Here is a 16,624-nt window from a genome sequence, read left to right as displayed (position 1 = left end):
GCTTCTTCCCACGTCACTGACGTAACGTTCAGTTCATCGACGCGGGGTGGAGCAGCTCGGTAGCTCGCTGGGCTCATAACCCAGAGGTCGCAGGTTCAAATCCTGTCCCCGCTACTGAAGATCTGAGGCCGGAATCCGAAAGGGTTCCGGCCTCAGGTGTTTTCAGGTCCTCTCAGGGGTTTCCGTGGCCCACCGCCTCCTCGTACAAGGCGCGGTTCACCGTCTTCGACTCCGGCAGCGGGGTGCCCTCCGTCACACCCTGGGCGTCGTATGCCGACTGGAGGCGGGTCGTCGTGCCCTCGCGGATCTCCCAGTCCATGCGGAGGGACGGGGTCGAGCTGAGGATCTGCTCGTCTGCCTTGAGGAGTTCGGCCAGGTATGCGACGAAGGTCGCGTTCTGTTTGTAGTCCGGCGGGAAGTACGTGTTCAGCGTCCGGATGTACGCACGGAGGAGTGCCACCCCCGCGTCCACGTCGTCGGCCAGCAGCGTGCGGCCGTACAGCATGCCGCCCAAGGGCTCGCCCAGCGGCTGGCCGCCCAGGAAGGCGTAGCCAGGCTCGCCGTCCACCTTGCGCCAGACCGGGTCCAGGAGCCAGGCCGAGTCGACACCGCCGTTCTGGAGAGCCGTGAGGACGTCGGCCGAGCCCAGTTGCTGGTACTGGATGTCGGCCAGGCCACCGTCGTGGGTTTCCAGGGCCTTTTCCATGGGGTACGCGATGACCGAGCCCTTGCCGATCATCGTGCCGAGCTTGCGGCCGGCCATCGGGGCCCGGCCCGCGGTTTCGCCGTTCCGCAGCTTCACCCACAGGCCGCTCTTCGACTTCGGGTCGGGTGAGAAGTTCCCCGCGACCCACTTGATGTCGAAGCCGCCCTTGATGCCGTTCATGACGGCCGCCTCGGGGGCCGCCCACAGGGCGTCCATGTCGCCCTTGGCGAGGAGGGGGAGGGCGTCCGGGGTGGGGAGGACCTTGAGAGTGACGTCCAGGCCCTCCTTCTTGAACTCGCCCTTGTCGAGGGCCACTTGGAGAGGGGCCACGTACTCCGCGCTCAGTGTGCCCGTCGCGATCGTCAGTTCGCGGGGCTCGGAGAGGGGCAGTGGAGCCGGGGCGCCGGGGGAGCAGCGGGCCGGGGTGCGAGTGGGGGACAGGTCCGCCGGGTTCGTCCAGGAGCGGGCGTCGCAGCCGGCCACCGGGCGGACCGTGCGTTTCTCCGCCGCCGCCTTCGACGTCGTATCGCCGTCCTGGGGTGACGAGCAGGCCGCCGACGTCAGGAGGGCGGCCGCTACGGCGTATCCGAGGCTTCTTCTCATGACTGGCCCCTTCCTCGGTCCCTCGGGGCCCAGGGGGTGAGCACGCGGCCCAGCAGGCGGACCAGTTCGGAGAAGATCACCCCTAGGGCGGCCACGCAGACGATGCCCACGAACATCACGTCGTTCTGGAACAGGGCGCGCGAGTCGAAGATCAGGTGGCCCAGACCGTTCGTCGCGGCGATCTGTTCCGAGGCGACGATCACCAGGACCGCCACGCCCGCGGCTATCCGCGCGCCCACCAGGACCTGCGGCAGCGACGCCGGCAGCAGCACGTGGTGGAACATCTGCCACGGTGAGGCGCCGAAGACCCGGCCCGCGTCCCGGTGGCCGTCGGGGACGGACATCACCGCCGACATCGTCGAGATCCAGACGAAGAAGAAGACCGTCGCCGCCACCAGCGCCACCTGCGGGCCCTCGCCCAGGCCGAACATGTTCAGGAAGATCGGCAGCAGGGCCAGTTTCGGTACGACGTACAGGGCGTCCAGGAGCGGTTCCAGGGCCGCTCGTACCAGGGACAGGGAGCCCATCAGGAGGCCCAGGGCGTAGCCCGTCGCCGTGCCGATCGCGTAGCCCGCCAGGACGCGTTTCAGCGTGGCCCACACGTCCGGCCACAGGTCGCCCGCCGCCGCCCGGTCCCAGCCGTCGGCGAGGATCGTGGAGGGGGCCGGGTAGACACGGTCGTCGATCCAGGCCCGGGTCGCGGCCAGTTGCCAGAGGAGGACCAGGGCAACGGGGACCGCTGCCGCGAGGGTCAGCTCCAGGGCTCGGCGGCGGCGGTGGTGGGTGCGGGCGGGGTGGAGTTCCTGGGGGCCCGGGCGCCGGATCAGGAGGGTCTCGGGCGGGGGTTCGGAGAGGGTGGTCATGCTGGTGCCGCCTCCTTCCTGAGCAGGTCCCACAACTCGCTCTTCAGGGACGTGAACGCGGGGGTGGCGCGGATGTCGCCGGTGCGTGGGCGGGGGAACGGCGGGTGGTGTTCGGCGATGATGCGGCCCGGGCGGGCGGACATCACGAGGACCCGGTCGCCGAGGACGATCGCCTCTTCCAGGCTGTGGGTGATGAACAGGGTGGTCGTGCGGGTCGTCTGGGTGAGGTCCAGCAGCTCGTCCTGGAGGATCGTGCGGAGCTGGGCGTCCAGGGCCGCGAACGGCTCGTCCATCAGGAGGAGTTCGGGTTCCACCGCCAGGGCTCTGGCTATCGCCACCCGTTGACGCATGCCGCCCGAGAGGGTCGCCGGGTAGGCGTGGGCGAAGTCGGACAGGCCCATGCGGGCCAGCCACTCGTCGGCGCGGGCGTTCGCCGAGCGGCGGGGGACGCGTTGGATGTCCAGGCCGAAGCGGACGTTCGCGCGGACCGTCTTCCAGTCGTAGATGCCGTAGTCCTGGAAGATCATCGCCGCTGGGCGCGCCACGCGGCGGAGCCGCATATCAGGCCGCAGCGACGTACGGATCTCCAGGGTGCCCGTGCTGGGGCGGAGCAGGCCCGCCGCTATGCGCAGGAGCGTGGACTTGCCGCAGCCCGAGGGGCCTACCAGGCAGACGAACTCGCCCGGGGCGACGCTGAGATCCAGGGGGCCGAGGGCGTCGACCGTGTGGGGGGTTCGGCCGAAGACGCGGGTCAGGTCGTGGGCCTTGAGTTTCGGGTACGGCTCTCCAGGTGCCGGTGCTGGCTCTCCCACGGGGCTCCTCGCGGAGTGCGGAACGGACGGACTGGTGGGTGCCGTTGACCATATGACGGTCTGTCAGATTCAGGAAGCCCGCAGACAGCACGAAGCCCCGGCGCCCATGCAAGAGGGGCCGGGGCTAGGGGGAACGCTTACGCCGCCGCACAGTTCGGGCAGACGCCGCGGTATGTCACCTCGACGTCCGAGACCGTGAAGCCGAAGCGCTCGCTGTCGGGGAGGTCGGCCAGCGGGTTGCCCGTCGGGTGGACGTCGCGGATCGCGCCGCACTGGGCGCAGACCAGGTGGTGGTGCGGAGTGTGGGCGTTCGGGTCGTAGCGCTTCGCGCGCTTGTCCGTGGCGACCTCGAGCACCTCGCCGAGGGAGACCAGCTCACCCAGCGTGTTGTAGACGGTCGCCCGGGAGATCTCGGGCAGCTTGGCGACAGCCCGCGAGTGGACCTCGTCGGCCGTCAGGTGGACGTGCTCGCCGTCGAGGACCTCGGCCACGACGCGCCGCTGCGCGGTCATCCGCCATCCGCGCCCGCGCAGCCGTTCCAGAAGGTCACTCATACGCACCAGCCTAACAGCAAGGGCGACCAGGTCGCGACCAGGTGTTAGATTGGAGCTCTGCTTGACTTAGATGAAGTCTAATATAGGAATGTCGCAGGAGGCGCACGTGGCGGGCTTCATCGCCAAGGTCTCGCGCGATGACATCGCCGAGCGCGCGATCGGCAACTTCCGCCAGGCGGGCGAAGACTTCGGCAAGCGGCTGGGAGGCCGCCGTCCAGGCCCTGCGTGGCTGAATCAGCACTGGATCGCTTGTCGTTGCGGCGGGCCGGACTCCCTCGTCGAGGTCATCAAGGCCATCGAGGGGGTTCGGCCCGCCGGTCTGTTCAGGCGGGCGCGTGCTGACGCATCGGGGCCCAGCAGCGGATGATGTCGCGGACCGAGACGATGCCGACCGGCTCGTCGTGGTCGAGGACGATGAGATGACGGAAGCCGCCGTGCGCCATGGCGTGGGCCGCCTCCTCCAGGGTCCAGGTCGGGGCGGCGAACACGACGTCCGTGGTGGTGTGGGCGTGGGCACGCTCCGTGTCCGGGCTCTGGCCCAGGCCTACGGAGTTGAGGATGTCGCGTTCGGTGAGGATGCCGATGCCGCCGGCGTCGGGGTCGAGGACGACGGCCGCGCCGATTCGGCGGGCGGACATCAGGGCGGCGGACTGGCGGAGGGTGTGGTCGGGGCCGATGGTGAGGACCACCGTGCTCATGGCGTCGCGGACGAGCATGGGATGGAGCCACCTCCTGTAGTAACCCCACCGTTTGTTCATTGTTTCACAAATTCACAAGTGGGGGCACTCTCAGAGTGGCAGGCAAAGAGGTGGCCAACAAGGGGGCGCTCAGTAGCGTTGGTTGAGATACCCCAGGAACTCGTCGTGCAGCAGGCCGTTCGACGCGGCCGCGTTGCCGCTGTGCGGGCCCGGGCGGCCGTCGAGGCCGGTGAAGGTGCCGCCGGCCTCGGTGACGACGATCGCGGTGGCGGCCATGTCCCACAGGGAGAGTTCCGGTTCGGCGCAGAGGTCCACCGAGCCCTCGGCGACCATCATGTACGGCCAGAAGTCGCCGTACGCGCGCGTGCGCCACACCTCGCGGGTCAGGTCCAGGAAGCCGCCGAGGCGGCCCTGGTCGTCCCAGCCGGTGAGCGAGGAGTACGCGAAGGAGGCGTCCGTCAGCTTCGAGACGCCGGAGACGTGCAGGCGGGTCGCGGAGGACAGGCTGCGGCCGGTGAAGGCGCCGTGGCCCTTCGCGGCCCACCAGCGGCGGCTCAGGGCAGGGGCGGAGACGACGCCGACGACGGGCTGGTAGCCGCCCTCGCCCGCCTCCATCAGGGAGATCAGGGTGGCCCAGACGGGGACGCCGCGGACGTAGTTCTTGGTGCCGTCGATCGGGTCGATGACCCAGCGGCGGGGGCCGGTGCCCTCGATGCCGTACTCCTCGCCGAGGATCGCGTCTCTCGGGCGGGCGCGCTGGAGCTGGCCGCGGATGAGTTCCTCGGCGGCCTTGTCCGCCTCGCTCACCGGGGTCATGTCCGGCTTCGTCTCGACCTTGAGGTCGAGGGCCTTGAAGCGGGCCATGGTGACCGCGTCGGCGTTGTCCGCGAGGACGTGGGCGAGGCGGAGGTCGTCGAGGTAGTCGGGCATGTAGGGAACGGTATCTGTCGTGGTTGGGGTGGGGCTACCGGGCCTCGGGATCAAGAGTGTGCGGGGTTGGTGTCGGGGCGGGGTGGGGCGCGCGGCCCGGCGCTGACGGGGTGCCGCCTGCTTTGGGACGGGCGCCGCCCCAAGCGGCACGATTGCCCGCGGCCGGGCGGGTGTGGGGGCGTACGGCTTCAGCGATGCGGCTGCTCGCAACTGGGCGCCCTCCGTGGCCCGGCTGCCCGCAGGCTGACGGCTGTCTGCGGTCGCGGCGGTGCGGATGCCCGGCGCTTGATGGTGGCGTCCCGCGAAGTGGTGTGGCGGCGCGGAGTCCGTGACCAGGCAGGTCAGCGCAGCTGCGTGCCCGGTGCCGCGCGGGATTGGGGCGTAGCCGCCTGTGAGTGGCGCGGACGGCTGGGCGGAGGGCCGGCCGGCGCCTTCCCCCGGCGAGCCGAGCGGAGCCGCGCGGTCCGCATGACCACACCACGCCACGGGACACCACCCGCTTGATGGCCGGCTGCCTGCGGCCTCGCGGCCGTGCCCCCGCGCATCCCTGTCGAAAGGCGCCCCTGTGTGCCCTCGCGAACCCTTGACAGTGCTCGCGCACGCGTCAAATCTGGGCGCAGAGCCGCTCGCCCAGGGAGGCGATGATGCCTGCAGCGCGGGAGTCCCTGCTGGATGCCGCTTATACGGCGCTGGCGCGTCGGCCTTGGTCTGCCGTGCGGATGGTGGATGTCGCCGCGGCGGCCGGGGTGTCCCGGCAGACGCTGTACAACGAGTTCGGGAGCAAGGAGGGGCTGGCCAGGGCGCTGGTCAGGAGAGCGGCCGACGGTTATCTCGCCGGCGTGGAGCGGGCGCTCGGCACGCACAGTGATCCCCGGGAGCGGCTCACCGCCACCGCCGAGTGGACCGCCTCGACCGCCCGCGAGAACGCCCTCGTGCGGGCCATGCTCACCGGCTGCTGGAGCGAGCGCCTGCCCTCACCGACGCTGTCCGCCGTACCGTCCTCCTCGGCGGTGCCGGCGCAGCGGCGGGCGGACGGGCCGTTGCCGTCGCCGGGCGACTTCGTGGCCATCGTGCGGGACCGTGCCGTGACCGCGCTGTCCGGGCCGGGGGCCAACAAGTCCGACAGCGCCGATCTCGCGCGCTCGTGCGAACTCGTCGTACGGCTCGCCCTGTCCTGTGTCGCGGCCCCGCCCGGCGAGGATGGCGTCGCCGATCTCGTACGGGGCGCACTGCACCGCCAGTTGGTGAACTGAGCCCTCAGTGCGCGGAGCCGGAGAGCTGCAGCCCGACGACCCCCACGATCACCAGGCTGATCGAGACGATCTTCAGCGTCGAGACGAGGTCGCCGAGGAAGATCATCCCGTAGATCGCGGTGCCCGCGGCGCCGATCCCCGTCCACACGGCGTACGCCGGGCCCACGTCCAGCTTCCTCAGGGCCAGGGTCAGCAGGCCGAAGCTGCCGAGCGCGAAGACGCAGAAGGCGATGGTGGGCCAGAGTCTCGTGAAACCGTGCGACAGCTTCAGAGAGACCGCGAAGCCGGTTTCGAGCAACCCCGCCATGATGACCAGCAGCCACGCCATGTGCTGTCCTCCCGCATCCCCACGTTCAGTGACCGCTTCGTCTGGCTTTGTTCGGGCCTGGATCCGGCTCGGTGCGATTATGCCCTTACCGGACCCGCACGAAGGCAAACAAGGCGGAGGTCAGTCGCCTTCCCTGCGCTCCCGTGTGGCCAGCAGCCGGCGCAGGGAGTAGAGCCGCGCCGGGTCCGCGTGACCTTCGGCCACCCACTCGTCGAGCGCGCAGTCGGGCTCGTCATGACTGCACGCACGCGGACAGCCTTCGGTTCCCGGTTCCAGGTCCGGGAACGCGTGGATCACCCGGGACGGATCCACATGGTGCAGGCCGAAGGACCGCACGCCCGGGGTGTCGACGACCCAGCTGTCCGGCTCCGCCAGGGGGAGCGCCAGGGCCGACGTGGTGGTGTGGCGGCCGCGGCCCGTCACCGCGTTCACATGGCCGGTCACCCGGCGGCGGTCCTTCGGCACCAGCGCGTTCACCAAGGTCGTCTTGCCGACACCCGAGTGGCCGACGAACGCCGTGATCTTGCCGTCGAGTTGTTCGCGTACGCGGTCCGCCGCGTCGCCGTTCTCCAGCTCCTCACGGCTGGTGACGACGTACGGGATGTCCAGGTGGCCGTACAGCTCCAGCATCTTGTCGGGCTGGGCGAGGTCCGACTTCGTCAGCACCAGCAGTGGGGTGAGGCCGCCGTCGAACGCCGCCACCAGACAGCGGTCGATCAGGCGCGGGCGCGGCTCGGGGTCGGCGAGGGCCGTGACGATCGCCAGCTGGTCGGCGTTGGCGACCACCACGCGCTCGAACGGGTCGTCGTCGTCCGCGGTGCGGCGGAGCACCGACTTCCGCTCCGCGATGCGGACGATCCGGGCGAGGGTGTCCTTGTCGCCGGACAGATCGCCGACGATGGCCACCCGGTCGCCCACGACCGCCGCCTTGCGGCCCAGCTCGCGGGCCTTCATCGCCATCACGATCCGCTCGTCGACGAGGCAGGTGAGGCGGCCGCGGTCGACGGTGAGGACCATGCCCTCGGCGGCGTCCTCGTGCTTGGGCCGGATGTTCGTCCGGGGCCGGTTGCCCTTGCGGTTCGGGCGGGAGCGGATGTCGTCCTCGTCGGTGTGCTTGCCGTAGCGGCGCATGACTGTATCCCCGTGTCTCTACGCCTCGAGCATCCCGGTCCACAGAGCGGGGAAGTCCGGGAGGGTCTTCGCCGTCGTCGCCACGTTCTCGATCTGCACGCCCTCGACCGCGAGGCCGATGATCGCGCCGGCCGTCGCCATACGGTGGTCCTCGTACGTGTGGAAGACGCCGCTGTGCAGTGCGCGCGGGCGGATGTGCAGGCCGTCGGCGGTCTCGGTGACGTCACCGCCGAGTTCGTTGATCTCCTTGGTGAGCGCGGCCAGCCGGTCCGTCTCGTGCAGGCGTAGATGGGAGACGCCGCGGAGCGTGGACGGAGAGTCGGCCAGGGCGGCCACCGCCGCGATGCCGGGGGTCAGCTCGCCGACCTCGCTCAGGTCCACGTCGATGCCGTGGATCGCACCCGAACCGGTGAATTCCAGGCCGTAGTCGGTCAGTTCGCAGGAACCGCCCATCTCGGTGAAGATCTCGCGCAGCCGGTCACCGGGCTGGGTGGTACGGGCCGGCCAGTCCGGGATCAGCACCTTGCCGCTGGTCACCAGGGCCGCCGCCAGGAACGGCTGGGCGTTGGACAGGTCCGGCTCGATCGTCAGGTCCCGGCCCAGCAGGGCGCCCGGCGTCACCCGCCAGACGTTCGGCTCACCGCCCGACTCCGGGGTGTCCACCTGGGCGCCGACCGCGCGCAGCATGTCGACGGTCATCCGGATGTGCGGCATGGAGGGCAGCGCGGAGCCCACGTGGCGGACCTCGACGCCCTGGTTGAAGCGCGGGCCGGAGAGCAGCAGGGCGCTCACGAACTGGGACGAGGACGAGGCGTCGATCTCCACCGGGCCGCCGTCGAGAGCGCCGCCGCCGTGGACCGTCAGCGGCAGCGCACCCCGGCCGTCGTCGTCGATGCGGGCACCCAGGACGCGCAGCGCGTCGATCACGCCGTGCAGGGGACGCTCGTACGACCTCGGGTCGCCGTCGAAGCGGATGGGGCCGTCGGCGAGCGCGGCGACGGGCGGCAGGAAGCGCATCACCGTGCCGGCGTTGCCGACATCGACGGTGGCGGGGCCCCGCAGGCCCGTGGGGAGTACACGCCAGGCCTCGCCGGTGCCGTCGGGGCCGACGCCCTCCTCGATGGCCACACCCATCGCGCGCAGGGCGCCGGCCATCAGGAGGGTGTCGCGGGAGCGGAGGGGGCGGCGCAGCCAGCCGGGCTCGGAGGCGAGGGCTGCGAGGACCAGGGCTCGGTTGGTGACCGACTTGGACCCGGGCACGTGGACCGTCGCGTCGACGGCTCCGCTCGCGTGCGGGGCGGGCCAGAGGGCGGTGTCTGCGGCGGGGTTCGGGGCCATGGGTTCCACTGTATAAGGAGGCTGTGTTTCGGGTGCGGGCCCGTTGTGGCTGGTCGCGCCCACGCGGCGGAGCCGCACGTCGATACGGTCCCGCGACCCTGAAGGGGCGTGATTCAGACCTCCAGCAACCAGCGACCGCCGCCTATCAACGAGCACAGGCTCACCGCGTGAAACAGGAACAGCCACATCCCCGCCGGCACATGCGTCAGCCTTGACAACTGGTCCGCGTCCGAATCGCCCGCCCCTCCCCGCGACCGCTTCGCCTGGAGTTCGAACGCCGGGCGTACCCCGCCGACCAACAGGAACCACACCACCGCGTACGCGAACGCCGCCTGTACCTGGGGGCCGGTCAGCCAGGACACCACCACGAACGTGCCGCCGGTGAGGACCACCGTCAGGGCGCCGTACGCGTTGCGGATCATCACCAGCATCGCCACCAGCAGCGCCGTCGCCAGCCACAGCAGCGCGGTGATGTGGCCGGCGGCCAGCAGGGCGGCGCCGCCCAGGCCGAGGAGCGGGGGAGCGGTGTAACCGGCGGCGGCGGTGAGGATCATGCCGAGGCCGTGCGGCTTGCCGCGGCTCACGGTGAGACCGCTGGTGTCCGAGTGGAGGCGTATGCCGGTGAGCTGGCGGCCGGTGAGCAGCGCGATCAGGCCGTGGCCGCCCTCGTGGGCGATGGTGATGGCGTTGCGGGAGATGCGCCACACGGTGGGCGGGGCGACGACGGCGAGGGAGGCGACGAGGGTCGCGATCACCACCCACAGGTCGGGGTCGGGCTGGCTGCCGAAGACCTCGTCCCAGAGGGAGGCGAGCGAGTCGGATGCGGTGGTGTGCATGTTCGGCAGTGGCTCCCGTAGGTCTCGTCGAATCTGGCAGTGTGGCACGTATGTGCGGACGGTATGCATCGAGTCGTAGGCCCGAGGATCTCGCAGGAATCTTTGGGATCGACAAGTGGGAGCCCGAGGAGGCCCTGGCGCCCGACTACAACGTGGCTCCGACCAAAGAGGTCTACGCGGTCCTCGACCGTCCCCTCAAAGACGCCGACGACCCTCAGCCGGTTCGCCAGCTGCGGAAGCTCAGGTGGGGCCTGGTGCCCAGCTGGTCCAAGACCCCCGAGGGCGCGGCCCGCATGATCAACGCGCGTGCCGAGACCGTCCACGAGAAGCCGTCCTACCGTCGGGCCTTCACCTCCCGGCGCTGCGTCATCCCCGCCGACGGCTACTACGAGTGGGTCACCGGCACGCAGGAGCGGGACCTGGAGGTCGAGGGCAAGAAGAAGAGGCCGCGCAAGCAGCCGTACTTCGTGCTGCCCGCCGACGGGTCGGTGTTCGCGATGGCGGGGCTGTACGAGTTCTGGCGCGACAGGACCCTGCCCGACGACCATCCGCAGGCCTGGTGGGTGACGTGCTCCGTCATCACGACCGAGGCGGAGAAGACGCCGCTGGCGGTCGCGCCGGCAGACGGGCCGCATGTGCTGGCCGACATCCATCCCCGGATGCCGCTGATGCTCACCCCCGACCGCTGGGACTCCTGGCTCGACCCGTCCCGCACGGACCTCGACGACCTGCGCGAGCTGCTCGCCCCGCCGCCGCCCGGGCTGATGCGTGCGTATCCGGTGTCCACGGCGGTCAGCAACGTCCGCAACAACGGCCCGGAGCTGCTGAAGGAGCTGGAGGGCCCCGAAGAGGGCACACTCTTCTGACGTGACGAACGTGATGAAAGTAACGAACGTGACCATCGAGAGCGTCGAGACGGACGCGGGGACCGCTCGCATCACCTGGCACCCCGCCAAGAAGGCCAGGCTGGTCCTTGCTGTCAGCCATGGCGCCGGCGGCGGGATCGAGGTGCGGGACCTCCAGGCGCTCGCCCGGGTGCTGCCGGCACACGGCGTGACCGTCGCCCTCGTCGAGCAGCCCTGGCGGGTGGCCGGGAAGAAGCTGGCGCCCGCGCCGAAGTCCCTGGACGTGGGATGGCGGGGGCTGTGGCCCGCGCTCGCCAAGCCCGGGTTGCCCGTGATCTCCGGCGGTCGGAGTGCCGGGGCCCGCGTCGCCTGCCGCACGGCCGTCGAACTGGGCGCCCGTGCCGTGCTCGCCCTCGGCTTCCCGCTGCATCCGCCGGGCAGGCCCGAGAAGTCACGCGCCGAGGAACTGCTCGGCGCCGGCGTGCCGACGCTCGTCGTGCAGGGCGGCAACGATCCCTTCGGGAAGCCGGAGGAGTTCCCGGACGGGGCGTACGAACTCGTCGAGGTGCCCTACGGTGATCATGGCTTCGCCGTGCCGAAGAGGGCGCCGTTGGATCAGGGTCGGGCGCTCGCGATCATCACCGAGAGTGTTGTCACGTGGGCCGGATCACTCGGGTAAAGGTTCGGGAATGATGCGGCGGTCCCCTCTGTTGTGGCGGACAGAAGTGCTGAACGCGCAGCACCGACGTCGTAGGAGAGGAAGTCCGCCGCATGGGTTCGACCATCTGCCCGAGCCGCAGCAGCAGCACTGACCTGGACTGGACGGTGCTGCACGCGGCCAGGACCGCACCTGTTTGGGCGGCGGGCGGACCGGATCGCCACCACGCCCCGACCGAAGGTCGTCTATTCTCCGATTCAGGTGGCATCGGTCTCGACGCCACCCGGAATCTTGAGGAGGTGGGTCCGGTTCCCGGTACCGACGCAGGGACCGAACACGGCCAGGCGGAGCAGCCCGAGGGCCAGGGCAGCACGAGCACGGAGTCGACCGCCGAGCGCACCGCGCGCTTCGAGAGGGACGCGCTCGAGTTCCTCGACCAGATGTACTCGGCGGCCCTGCGCATGACGCGCAATCCGGCCGACGCCGAGGACCTGGTGCAGGAGACGTACGCCAAGGCGTACGCGTCCTTCCACCAGTTCCGTGAGGGCACCAACCTCAAGGCGTGGCTGTACCGGATCCTCACCAACACCTTCATCAACTCGTACCGCAAGAAGCAGCGCGAACCCCAGCGCTCCGCGGCCGAGGAGATCGAGGACTGGCAGCTGGCGCGCGCCGAGTCGCACATGTCGACGGGTCTGCGCTCCGCCGAGTCGCAGGCGCTCGATCACCTGCCCGACTCGGACGTGAAGGAAGCACTTCAGGCGATCCCCGAGGAATTCCGCATCGCTGTGTACCTCGCCGACGTAGAGGGCTTTGCGTACAAGGAGATCGCGGACATCATGGGGACACCCATCGGTACGGTGATGTCCCGGCTGCACCGGGGCCGCCGTCAACTGCGCGGCATGCTCGAGGACTACGCCCGCGAGCGCGGACTGGTCCCGGCCGGCGCCGGAGAGTCGAACGAAGCGAAAGGCTCGGGCTCATGAGCTGCGGAGAGCCGCACGAGACGGACTGCAGTGAGGTACTCGATCATCTCTACGAGTTCCTCGACAGTGAGATGCCGGACGTCGATCGCGACAAGTACAAGCAGCACTTCCGGGAGTGCTCGCCGTGCCTGGAGAAGTACGGCCTGGAAGAGGCAGTGAAGAAGCTGGTCAAGCGGTGCTGCGGTCACGACGACGTACCGACCGACCTGCGTGCCAAGGTCCTGGGGCGGCTCGACCTGATCCGCTCCGGGCAGACGGTGCCGGAGCACGACGTCACCGCCACGCCGCAGGAGTCCTGAACTTCCTTCCCTGGAACGGGTTGTCGTCACTCGAACGTGCTAAACCGCGGGCCATAAGCCCGCGGGTCCCCCTCCCCTCGCCCTAGGCTCCCGAAAGCCGAGCAGGCAGGGGCGGGAGGGACGTCATGGAGGCGCTACCGGCGCGGGCACGTGTGTACGTCGCCTGTGTCGTCCTCGGGGCCGCGCTCGGTCTGCTGCCCCTGTCCTCGGCCCGTACGCCCTGGTGGGCGGTCGCACTCCTCGCCGCGCTGTATGCCGCGGGCGAGCAGGTCGCCGCCCGGGGGCGGTTCGCCGGCCCCTTCTATCCCGTGCTGCTGGCCGGGGCCTTTCTGCTGCCACCGCCCGCCGCCGTGCTCGTCGCGGTGCTGGGTGCGCTGCTGTCGCCGGTCGGGCAACGGCCGCGCCGGCTACGGCGGTTGTGGCGGGCGGCGCAGCTCGCCGTCGGCGTGTGGGCGGCCTCGCGCGTGCACTGGGCGCTGGACGGGCGGGATGCCGTGGTCGCGTCCGACTTTCCGTACGCGCTGGTGCCGGCCGGGGGTGCGGTGCTGGCGTTCTGCCTGGTGCTGGCCGTGCTCGACGGCGGAATTCTGGCGCTCGCCGTGGGGGCACCTCCCGCGCCTTTGGGACAGCGGGGGAGGGTGCCCGGGCGGCGGGCCCGGCGGGGGCTGTTCGCGCGGTCGCTCGCGCCGGTCGCCGTGCACGGGCTGGCCGGGCTGATGATGGCCGTGCTGTGGCGCAGCCCGTACGGACCCGTCGCCGCGCTGCTCGTGCTGCTGCCGATGTGTGTGTCCTGGTGGGTGTTCGGCCAGTACCACCGGGAACGGGCCGCCCACCAGGCGACCATCCGGGCGCTCGTCCAGGCCGTCGACATCAAGGACGGCTACACCCGCGGGCACAGCGAGCGGGTCGGACAGGCCTCCATGATGATCGCGCGCGAGCTGGGCATGGACGACGAACGCGTCGAGGTGCTGCGGTTCGCCGGGATCCTGCACGACGTGGGAAAACTGGGCGTGCCCACCCGGCTGCTCCGCAAGGACGGGCCGCTGACGCCCGAGGAACGCCGGGTCATCGAGCTGCACCCCGAGTACGGGCACGAGATGGTGCGGGGCATCTCCTTCCTCGGCGAGGCCCGGGCGGCCGTACTGCACCACCACGAGCGGCTGGACGGGACCGGGTACCCGTACGGGCTGCTCGGGGGCCAGATCCCGGAGTCGGCGCGGGTGGTGGCGGTCGCGGACGCGTTCGACGCGATGACGTCGACGCGGTCCTACAGCAGGGCCCGGCCCGTTCCCGCTGCGTTGCAGGAGCTGGAACGGTGCGCGGGGGCGCAGTTCGATCCGCGGATGGTGGCGGCGCTGGTGCGGGTCGTACAGCGGTGCGGGTGGCATCCGGCGGTCACGGCCGACGAGGCACGCCCGCCGGCCCCCGCTGTTCCGAGCCGTCCCGAGGTCCACCGATGAGGGCGTCTCCCATCCGCACCCTCATCCACGCCTCCGCCGCGCTCCTCGCCACCGTCTCCCTCCTCGGCACCCTCTGGAACGGCCTCGACGAACGCGGCGCCGCCCTCGCCTTCGGCGTCCTCGTCACCGTCGGCGAGCTCACCCGGTGGACCGGCGCCCAGGTCAGGGAGGCCGCGCCGCTCGGGGCCGCCGGGGCGCTGTCGTACGCCCTGCTCGGAGCGAACGGCGGGCAGGCCACCCACCACGGCGTCCTCCAGGTCGTCGCCGTCGTCCTCGCCGCCGCGCTGCTCGGCAGCGTGCCGCACCTGGCGCGCGGACGCCCCACGCTCGACCATCTCGCCCGGCGCGTCCTCACCGTCGGCTTCGCCGCCGTCTGCTTCCAGCCCCTCTACAACCAGGGCACGTTCGGCGGCTGGGGCGCCGCCTACGCGCTCCTGCTGCTCGCGATCCTCGCCCTCACCGCCCTGTGCGACGCCGTGCTCGCCGCCGCCCTCGCGCACGCCCGGACCCGGTGGCCCTTCGGACCGCTGCTGCGGGACGAGCTGCGGGCCGTCCTCGGCATCGGGTCGGCCGTCTGCGCGACCGGCGCGGTGATGGCGCTCGCGGTGGCCGTCGTGGGGCTGTGGGCGGTGCCCGTCTTCTCGCTGCCGCTGCTGCTCACCCAGATGTCCTTCCGGCGGTACGCCGCCGTCCGGACCACCTACCGGCAGACCATCGCCTCCCTCGCCCGGGCCACCGAGATCGCCGGATACACCCCGGCCGGGCACGCCCGCCGGGTGGCCGCGCTCAGTCGGGCCGTCGGACGGGACCTGGGGCTGTCCGGGGCCGAACTCACCGTCCTGGAGTACGCCGCCCTCATGCACGACATCGGCCAGCTCAGCCTCGTCGACCCGGTCCCCGCCGGAGCCACCGCCGCCCTGCCCACCGAGGAACAGCGGCGGATCGCGCTGCTCGGCGGCGCCGTCGTACGGCAGACCGGGGTGAACTCACAGGTGGCGGCGGTCGTGGAGCGGCTGGCCGATCCCAGCCGGGAACAGCCCGTGGCCGCACGGATCGTCCGGGCCGTGAACGCCTACGAGGAGAAGGTGCGCGACGCCGGACCCGGCGGGCCCCTCAAGGCACTCGAGGAGCTGCGGCTCGGCACTGCCGGGGACTACGCGCCGGAGGTAGTGGAGTCGCTGGCCAGAGTGCTGTCGAGGGACTGTCTGACCCTGCCTTCGGCTGGGTAACCCATGGGTAATGAGCGCCCCTCCAGGCGTACGTGGTTGGATGCGAGGGAGAGGGTGTCCGGGGGCATGAGCCAGCCCACTCCACGGAACTGGCAGGCGGGAATCGTGAGGATCTTCGGCAAGGGACGGCACCGGCCCTCCGCCTCCTGGCGGCAGGCCACCGACCGTGCGTTCACGCTGATCGGCGACGGTCGGTACGAGGACGCGGGCGCGCTGCTGACGCGGGCCGCCGACCTGGAGCCCTGGCTGTCCGAGTCCTGGTTCAACCTCGCCCTCCTCCACAAGTTCCGGCACGACTGGGAGCAGGCCCGGGCCGCCGGGCTGCGCGCCGTCGCGCTGCTCGACCGGGAGACCGGGGCGCCCGACTGGTGGAACGTCGGGATCGCCGCGACCGCCCTGCAGGACTGGCCGCTGGCCCGGCGGGCCTGGCAGGCCTACGGGCTGCGGGTGCCGGGCGGTGCCACCGAGGCGGGTGAACCCGTCGGGATGGACCTCGGCAGCGCGGCCGTACGGCTGTCCCCGGAGGGGGAGGCCGAGGTCGTGTGGGGGCGCCGGCTGGATCCCGCGCGGATCGAGGTGCTGTCGATTCCGCTGCCGTCGTCCGGGCGGCGCTGGGGTGAGGTCGTCCTGCACGACGGGGTGCCGCACGGTGAGCGGACCACCTCCGCCGGGCACGCCTATCCCGTCTTCGACGAGATCGAGTTGTGGGCTCCGTCGCCGGTGCCGACGTGGGTGGTGCTGTTGGAGGCTGCCACCGAGGCGGACCGGGATGCGTTGGAGCAGCTGGCTGCTGATGCCGGGTTCGCTGCGGAGGACTGGTCTTCGTCGGTGCGGTTGCTGTGCCGGATGTGTTCTGAGTCGCGGATGCCGTCGGACGAGGGTGACGGGGAGCATCTCGATCCGCACGATCACAGTGAGCCGGGGCATCCCGGGCCGCTCGGGCATCGGACCGACGGGCAGCTGTGGGTGCCGGAGCGGGAGTGTGGCGTCGCGGCGCCGGCCTCGCTCGTACGGGGGCTGCTGGACGGATGGGTCGCGGACAGCCCGGACTCCCGGGACTGGCGGGACCTCGAAGAGGTTTGCTGAGCGCTTCCT

19 protein-coding genes and 1 tRNA gene are annotated in these 16,624 nt (G+C 71.1%); 10 read left to right on the top strand and 10 right to left on the bottom strand.

The window, feature by feature from the left end; all coding sequences use genetic code 11:
• The first annotated feature begins 40 nt into the window (after positions 1–40).
• Positions 41–114: transfer RNA gene (locus AQJ91_RS32590), tRNA-Met, on the top strand.
• Between the two features lie 58 nt (positions 115–172).
• On the opposite strand, the gene AQJ91_RS32585 is transcribed toward AQJ91_RS32590, so the two are convergent.
• From AQJ91_RS32585 to AQJ91_RS32570, 4 genes are all read right to left on the bottom strand, one after another.
• Entirely contained in the window at positions 173–1,309 is a 1,137-nt protein-coding gene (locus tag AQJ91_RS32585) for an ABC transporter substrate-binding protein (RefSeq protein WP_067028753.1), read from the bottom strand.
• Positions 1,306–2,172: an ABC transporter permease gene (locus AQJ91_RS32580; RefSeq protein ID WP_067028750.1), complete on the bottom strand. Its 867-nt coding sequence runs from the start codon at positions 2,170–2,172 to the stop codon at positions 1,306–1,308. The genes AQJ91_RS32585 and AQJ91_RS32580 overlap by 4 nt, the downstream gene beginning before the upstream one ends.
• Positions 2,169–2,984: an ABC transporter ATP-binding protein gene (locus AQJ91_RS32575; RefSeq protein ID WP_067028747.1), complete on the bottom strand. Its 816-nt coding sequence runs from the start codon at positions 2,982–2,984 to the stop codon at positions 2,169–2,171. The genes AQJ91_RS32580 and AQJ91_RS32575 overlap by 4 nt, the downstream gene beginning before the upstream one ends.
• Positions 2,985–3,121: 137 nt before the next feature.
• Entirely contained in the window at positions 3,122–3,538 is a 417-nt protein-coding gene (locus AQJ91_RS32570) for a Fur family transcriptional regulator (protein ID WP_067028743.1), read from the bottom strand.
• Between the two features lie 106 nt (positions 3,539–3,644).
• Here AQJ91_RS32570 and AQJ91_RS54670 point away from each other — a divergent pair, with 106 nt between their 5' ends.
• Positions 3,645–3,905: a hypothetical protein gene (locus tag AQJ91_RS54670; protein ID WP_199848080.1), complete on the top strand. Its 261-nt coding sequence runs from the start codon at positions 3,645–3,647 to the stop codon at positions 3,903–3,905.
• Here the strand turns inward: AQJ91_RS54670 and AQJ91_RS32560 are convergent.
• Both AQJ91_RS32560 and hisN read right to left on the bottom strand, forming a co-directional pair.
• The gene (locus AQJ91_RS32560) at positions 3,862–4,254 is read right to left on the bottom strand and encodes a CBS domain-containing protein (protein WP_067028737.1); all 393 of its coding nucleotides are present in this window, start codon (positions 4,252–4,254) and stop codon (positions 3,862–3,864) included. The genes AQJ91_RS54670 and AQJ91_RS32560 overlap by 44 nt on opposite strands.
• Before the next feature lie 111 nt (positions 4,255–4,365).
• Positions 4,366–5,166, bottom strand: a complete 801-nt coding sequence (gene hisN / locus AQJ91_RS32555) for a histidinol-phosphatase (protein ID WP_067028735.1) — start codon at positions 5,164–5,166, stop codon at positions 4,366–4,368.
• Positions 5,167–5,807: 641 nt separating this feature from the next.
• On the opposite strand from hisN, the gene AQJ91_RS32550 reads away from it, so the two are divergent.
• Positions 5,808–6,419 carry a TetR/AcrR family transcriptional regulator gene (locus AQJ91_RS32550; RefSeq protein ID WP_067028733.1) on the top strand — a complete coding sequence of 204 codons (612 nt, stop codon included), beginning with the start codon at positions 5,808–5,810 and terminating at the stop codon, positions 6,417–6,419.
• A gap of 4 nt (positions 6,420–6,423) precedes the next feature.
• Here AQJ91_RS32550 and AQJ91_RS32545 read toward each other — a convergent pair whose 3' ends face one another.
• From AQJ91_RS32545 to AQJ91_RS32530, 4 genes are all read right to left on the bottom strand, one after another.
• Positions 6,424–6,747 carry a DMT family transporter gene (locus AQJ91_RS32545; protein WP_067028730.1) on the bottom strand — a complete coding sequence of 108 codons (324 nt, stop codon included), beginning with the start codon at positions 6,745–6,747 and terminating at the stop codon, positions 6,424–6,426.
• Between the two features lie 120 nt (positions 6,748–6,867).
• The gene (gene rsgA / locus AQJ91_RS32540; protein ID WP_067028728.1) at positions 6,868–7,878 is read right to left on the bottom strand and encodes a ribosome small subunit-dependent GTPase A; all 1,011 of its coding nucleotides are present in this window, start codon (positions 7,876–7,878) and stop codon (positions 6,868–6,870) included.
• A gap of 18 nt (positions 7,879–7,896) precedes the next feature.
• The gene (gene aroA / locus AQJ91_RS32535; RefSeq protein WP_067028725.1) at positions 7,897–9,216 is read right to left on the bottom strand and encodes a 3-phosphoshikimate 1-carboxyvinyltransferase; all 1,320 of its coding nucleotides are present in this window, start codon (positions 9,214–9,216) and stop codon (positions 7,897–7,899) included.
• A 113-nt stretch (positions 9,217–9,329) separates the two neighbouring features.
• Entirely contained in the window at positions 9,330–10,052 is a 723-nt protein-coding gene (locus AQJ91_RS32530) for a M50 family metallopeptidase (RefSeq protein ID WP_067028722.1), read from the bottom strand.
• A gap of 50 nt (positions 10,053–10,102) precedes the next feature.
• Between AQJ91_RS32530 and AQJ91_RS32525 the strand changes: the two genes are divergently transcribed.
• The 7 genes from AQJ91_RS32525 (at position 10,103) to AQJ91_RS32495 (ending at position 16,615) form a co-directional block, all read left to right on the top strand.
• Complete coding sequence (locus AQJ91_RS32525) at positions 10,103–10,918, top strand: SOS response-associated peptidase (RefSeq protein ID WP_079085374.1); 816 nt, start codon at positions 10,103–10,105, stop codon at positions 10,916–10,918.
• Between the two features lie 13 nt (positions 10,919–10,931).
• Positions 10,932–11,576 (top strand): alpha/beta hydrolase family protein, encoded by a 645-nt coding sequence (locus AQJ91_RS32520; protein WP_067028918.1) that lies wholly within the window; start codon positions 10,932–10,934, stop codon positions 11,574–11,576.
• Between the two features lie 278 nt (positions 11,577–11,854).
• Entirely contained in the window at positions 11,855–12,541 is a 687-nt protein-coding gene (sigR, locus tag AQJ91_RS32515; RefSeq protein ID WP_067028716.1) for an RNA polymerase sigma factor SigR, read from the top strand.
• Positions 12,538–12,840: a mycothiol system anti-sigma-R factor gene (gene rsrA, locus AQJ91_RS32510; protein ID WP_067028713.1), complete on the top strand. Its 303-nt coding sequence runs from the start codon at positions 12,538–12,540 to the stop codon at positions 12,838–12,840. The genes sigR and rsrA overlap by 4 nt, the downstream gene beginning before the upstream one ends.
• Before the next feature lie 125 nt (positions 12,841–12,965).
• Positions 12,966–14,300 (top strand): HD-GYP domain-containing protein, encoded by a 1,335-nt coding sequence (locus tag AQJ91_RS32505; RefSeq protein WP_067028710.1) that lies wholly within the window; start codon positions 12,966–12,968, stop codon positions 14,298–14,300.
• Entirely contained in the window at positions 14,297–15,529 is a 1,233-nt protein-coding gene (locus tag AQJ91_RS32500; RefSeq protein ID WP_067028707.1) for an HD-GYP domain-containing protein, read from the top strand. The genes AQJ91_RS32505 and AQJ91_RS32500 overlap by 4 nt, the downstream gene beginning before the upstream one ends.
• A gap of 105 nt (positions 15,530–15,634) precedes the next feature.
• Complete coding sequence (locus AQJ91_RS32495; RefSeq protein ID WP_067028704.1) at positions 15,635–16,615, top strand: tetratricopeptide repeat protein; 981 nt, start codon at positions 15,635–15,637, stop codon at positions 16,613–16,615.
• Positions 16,616–16,624: the final 9 nt, after the last annotated feature.

Origin of the sequence: Streptomyces dysideae (genome assembly GCF_001514305.1) — a bacterium.
Classification (GTDB): Bacteria; Actinomycetota; Actinomycetes; order Streptomycetales; family Streptomycetaceae; genus Streptomyces; species Streptomyces dysideae.
The sequence above is the reverse complement of the archived record's forward strand: the minus strand, read 5'-3'. Positions and strand labels throughout refer to the sequence as shown.

What these genes read in the sequence shown, in the direction of transcription:
- rsrA (WP_067028713.1), top strand. Translation starts at nt 12,538, where the DNA reads ATGAGCTGCGGAGAGCCGCACGAGACGGACTGCAGTGAGGTACTCGAT.
- AQJ91_RS32505 (WP_067028710.1), top strand. Translation starts at nt 12,966, where the DNA reads ATGGAGGCGCTACCGGCGCGGGCACGTGTGTACGTCGCCTGTGTCGTC.
- AQJ91_RS32545 (WP_067028730.1), bottom strand. Translation starts at nt 6,747, where the DNA reads ATGGCGTGGCTGCTGGTCATCATGGCGGGGTTGCTCGAAACCGGCTTC.
- rsgA (WP_067028728.1), bottom strand. Translation starts at nt 7,878, where the DNA reads ATGCGCCGCTACGGCAAGCACACCGACGAGGACGACATCCGCTCCCGC.
- AQJ91_RS32520 (WP_067028918.1), top strand. Translation starts at nt 10,932, where the DNA reads ATGAAAGTAACGAACGTGACCATCGAGAGCGTCGAGACGGACGCGGGG.
- AQJ91_RS32525 (WP_079085374.1), top strand. Translation starts at nt 10,103, where the DNA reads ATGTGCGGACGGTATGCATCGAGTCGTAGGCCCGAGGATCTCGCAGGA.
- AQJ91_RS32500 (WP_067028707.1), top strand. Translation starts at nt 14,297, where the DNA reads ATGAGGGCGTCTCCCATCCGCACCCTCATCCACGCCTCCGCCGCGCTC.
- AQJ91_RS32560 (WP_067028737.1), bottom strand. Translation starts at nt 4,254, where the DNA reads ATGCTCGTCCGCGACGCCATGAGCACGGTGGTCCTCACCATCGGCCCC.
- AQJ91_RS32550 (WP_067028733.1), top strand. Translation starts at nt 5,808, where the DNA reads ATGATGCCTGCAGCGCGGGAGTCCCTGCTGGATGCCGCTTATACGGCG.
- AQJ91_RS32585 (WP_067028753.1), bottom strand. Translation starts at nt 1,309, where the DNA reads ATGAGAAGAAGCCTCGGATACGCCGTAGCGGCCGCCCTCCTGACGTCG.
- AQJ91_RS32530 (WP_067028722.1), bottom strand. Translation starts at nt 10,052, where the DNA reads ATGCACACCACCGCATCCGACTCGCTCGCCTCCCTCTGGGACGAGGTC.
- aroA (WP_067028725.1), bottom strand. Translation starts at nt 9,216, where the DNA reads ATGGCCCCGAACCCCGCCGCAGACACCGCCCTCTGGCCCGCCCCGCAC.
- AQJ91_RS32580 (WP_067028750.1), bottom strand. Translation starts at nt 2,172, where the DNA reads ATGACCACCCTCTCCGAACCCCCGCCCGAGACCCTCCTGATCCGGCGC.
- AQJ91_RS32570 (WP_067028743.1), bottom strand. Translation starts at nt 3,538, where the DNA reads ATGAGTGACCTTCTGGAACGGCTGCGCGGGCGCGGATGGCGGATGACC.
- hisN (WP_067028735.1), bottom strand. Translation starts at nt 5,166, where the DNA reads ATGCCCGACTACCTCGACGACCTCCGCCTCGCCCACGTCCTCGCGGAC.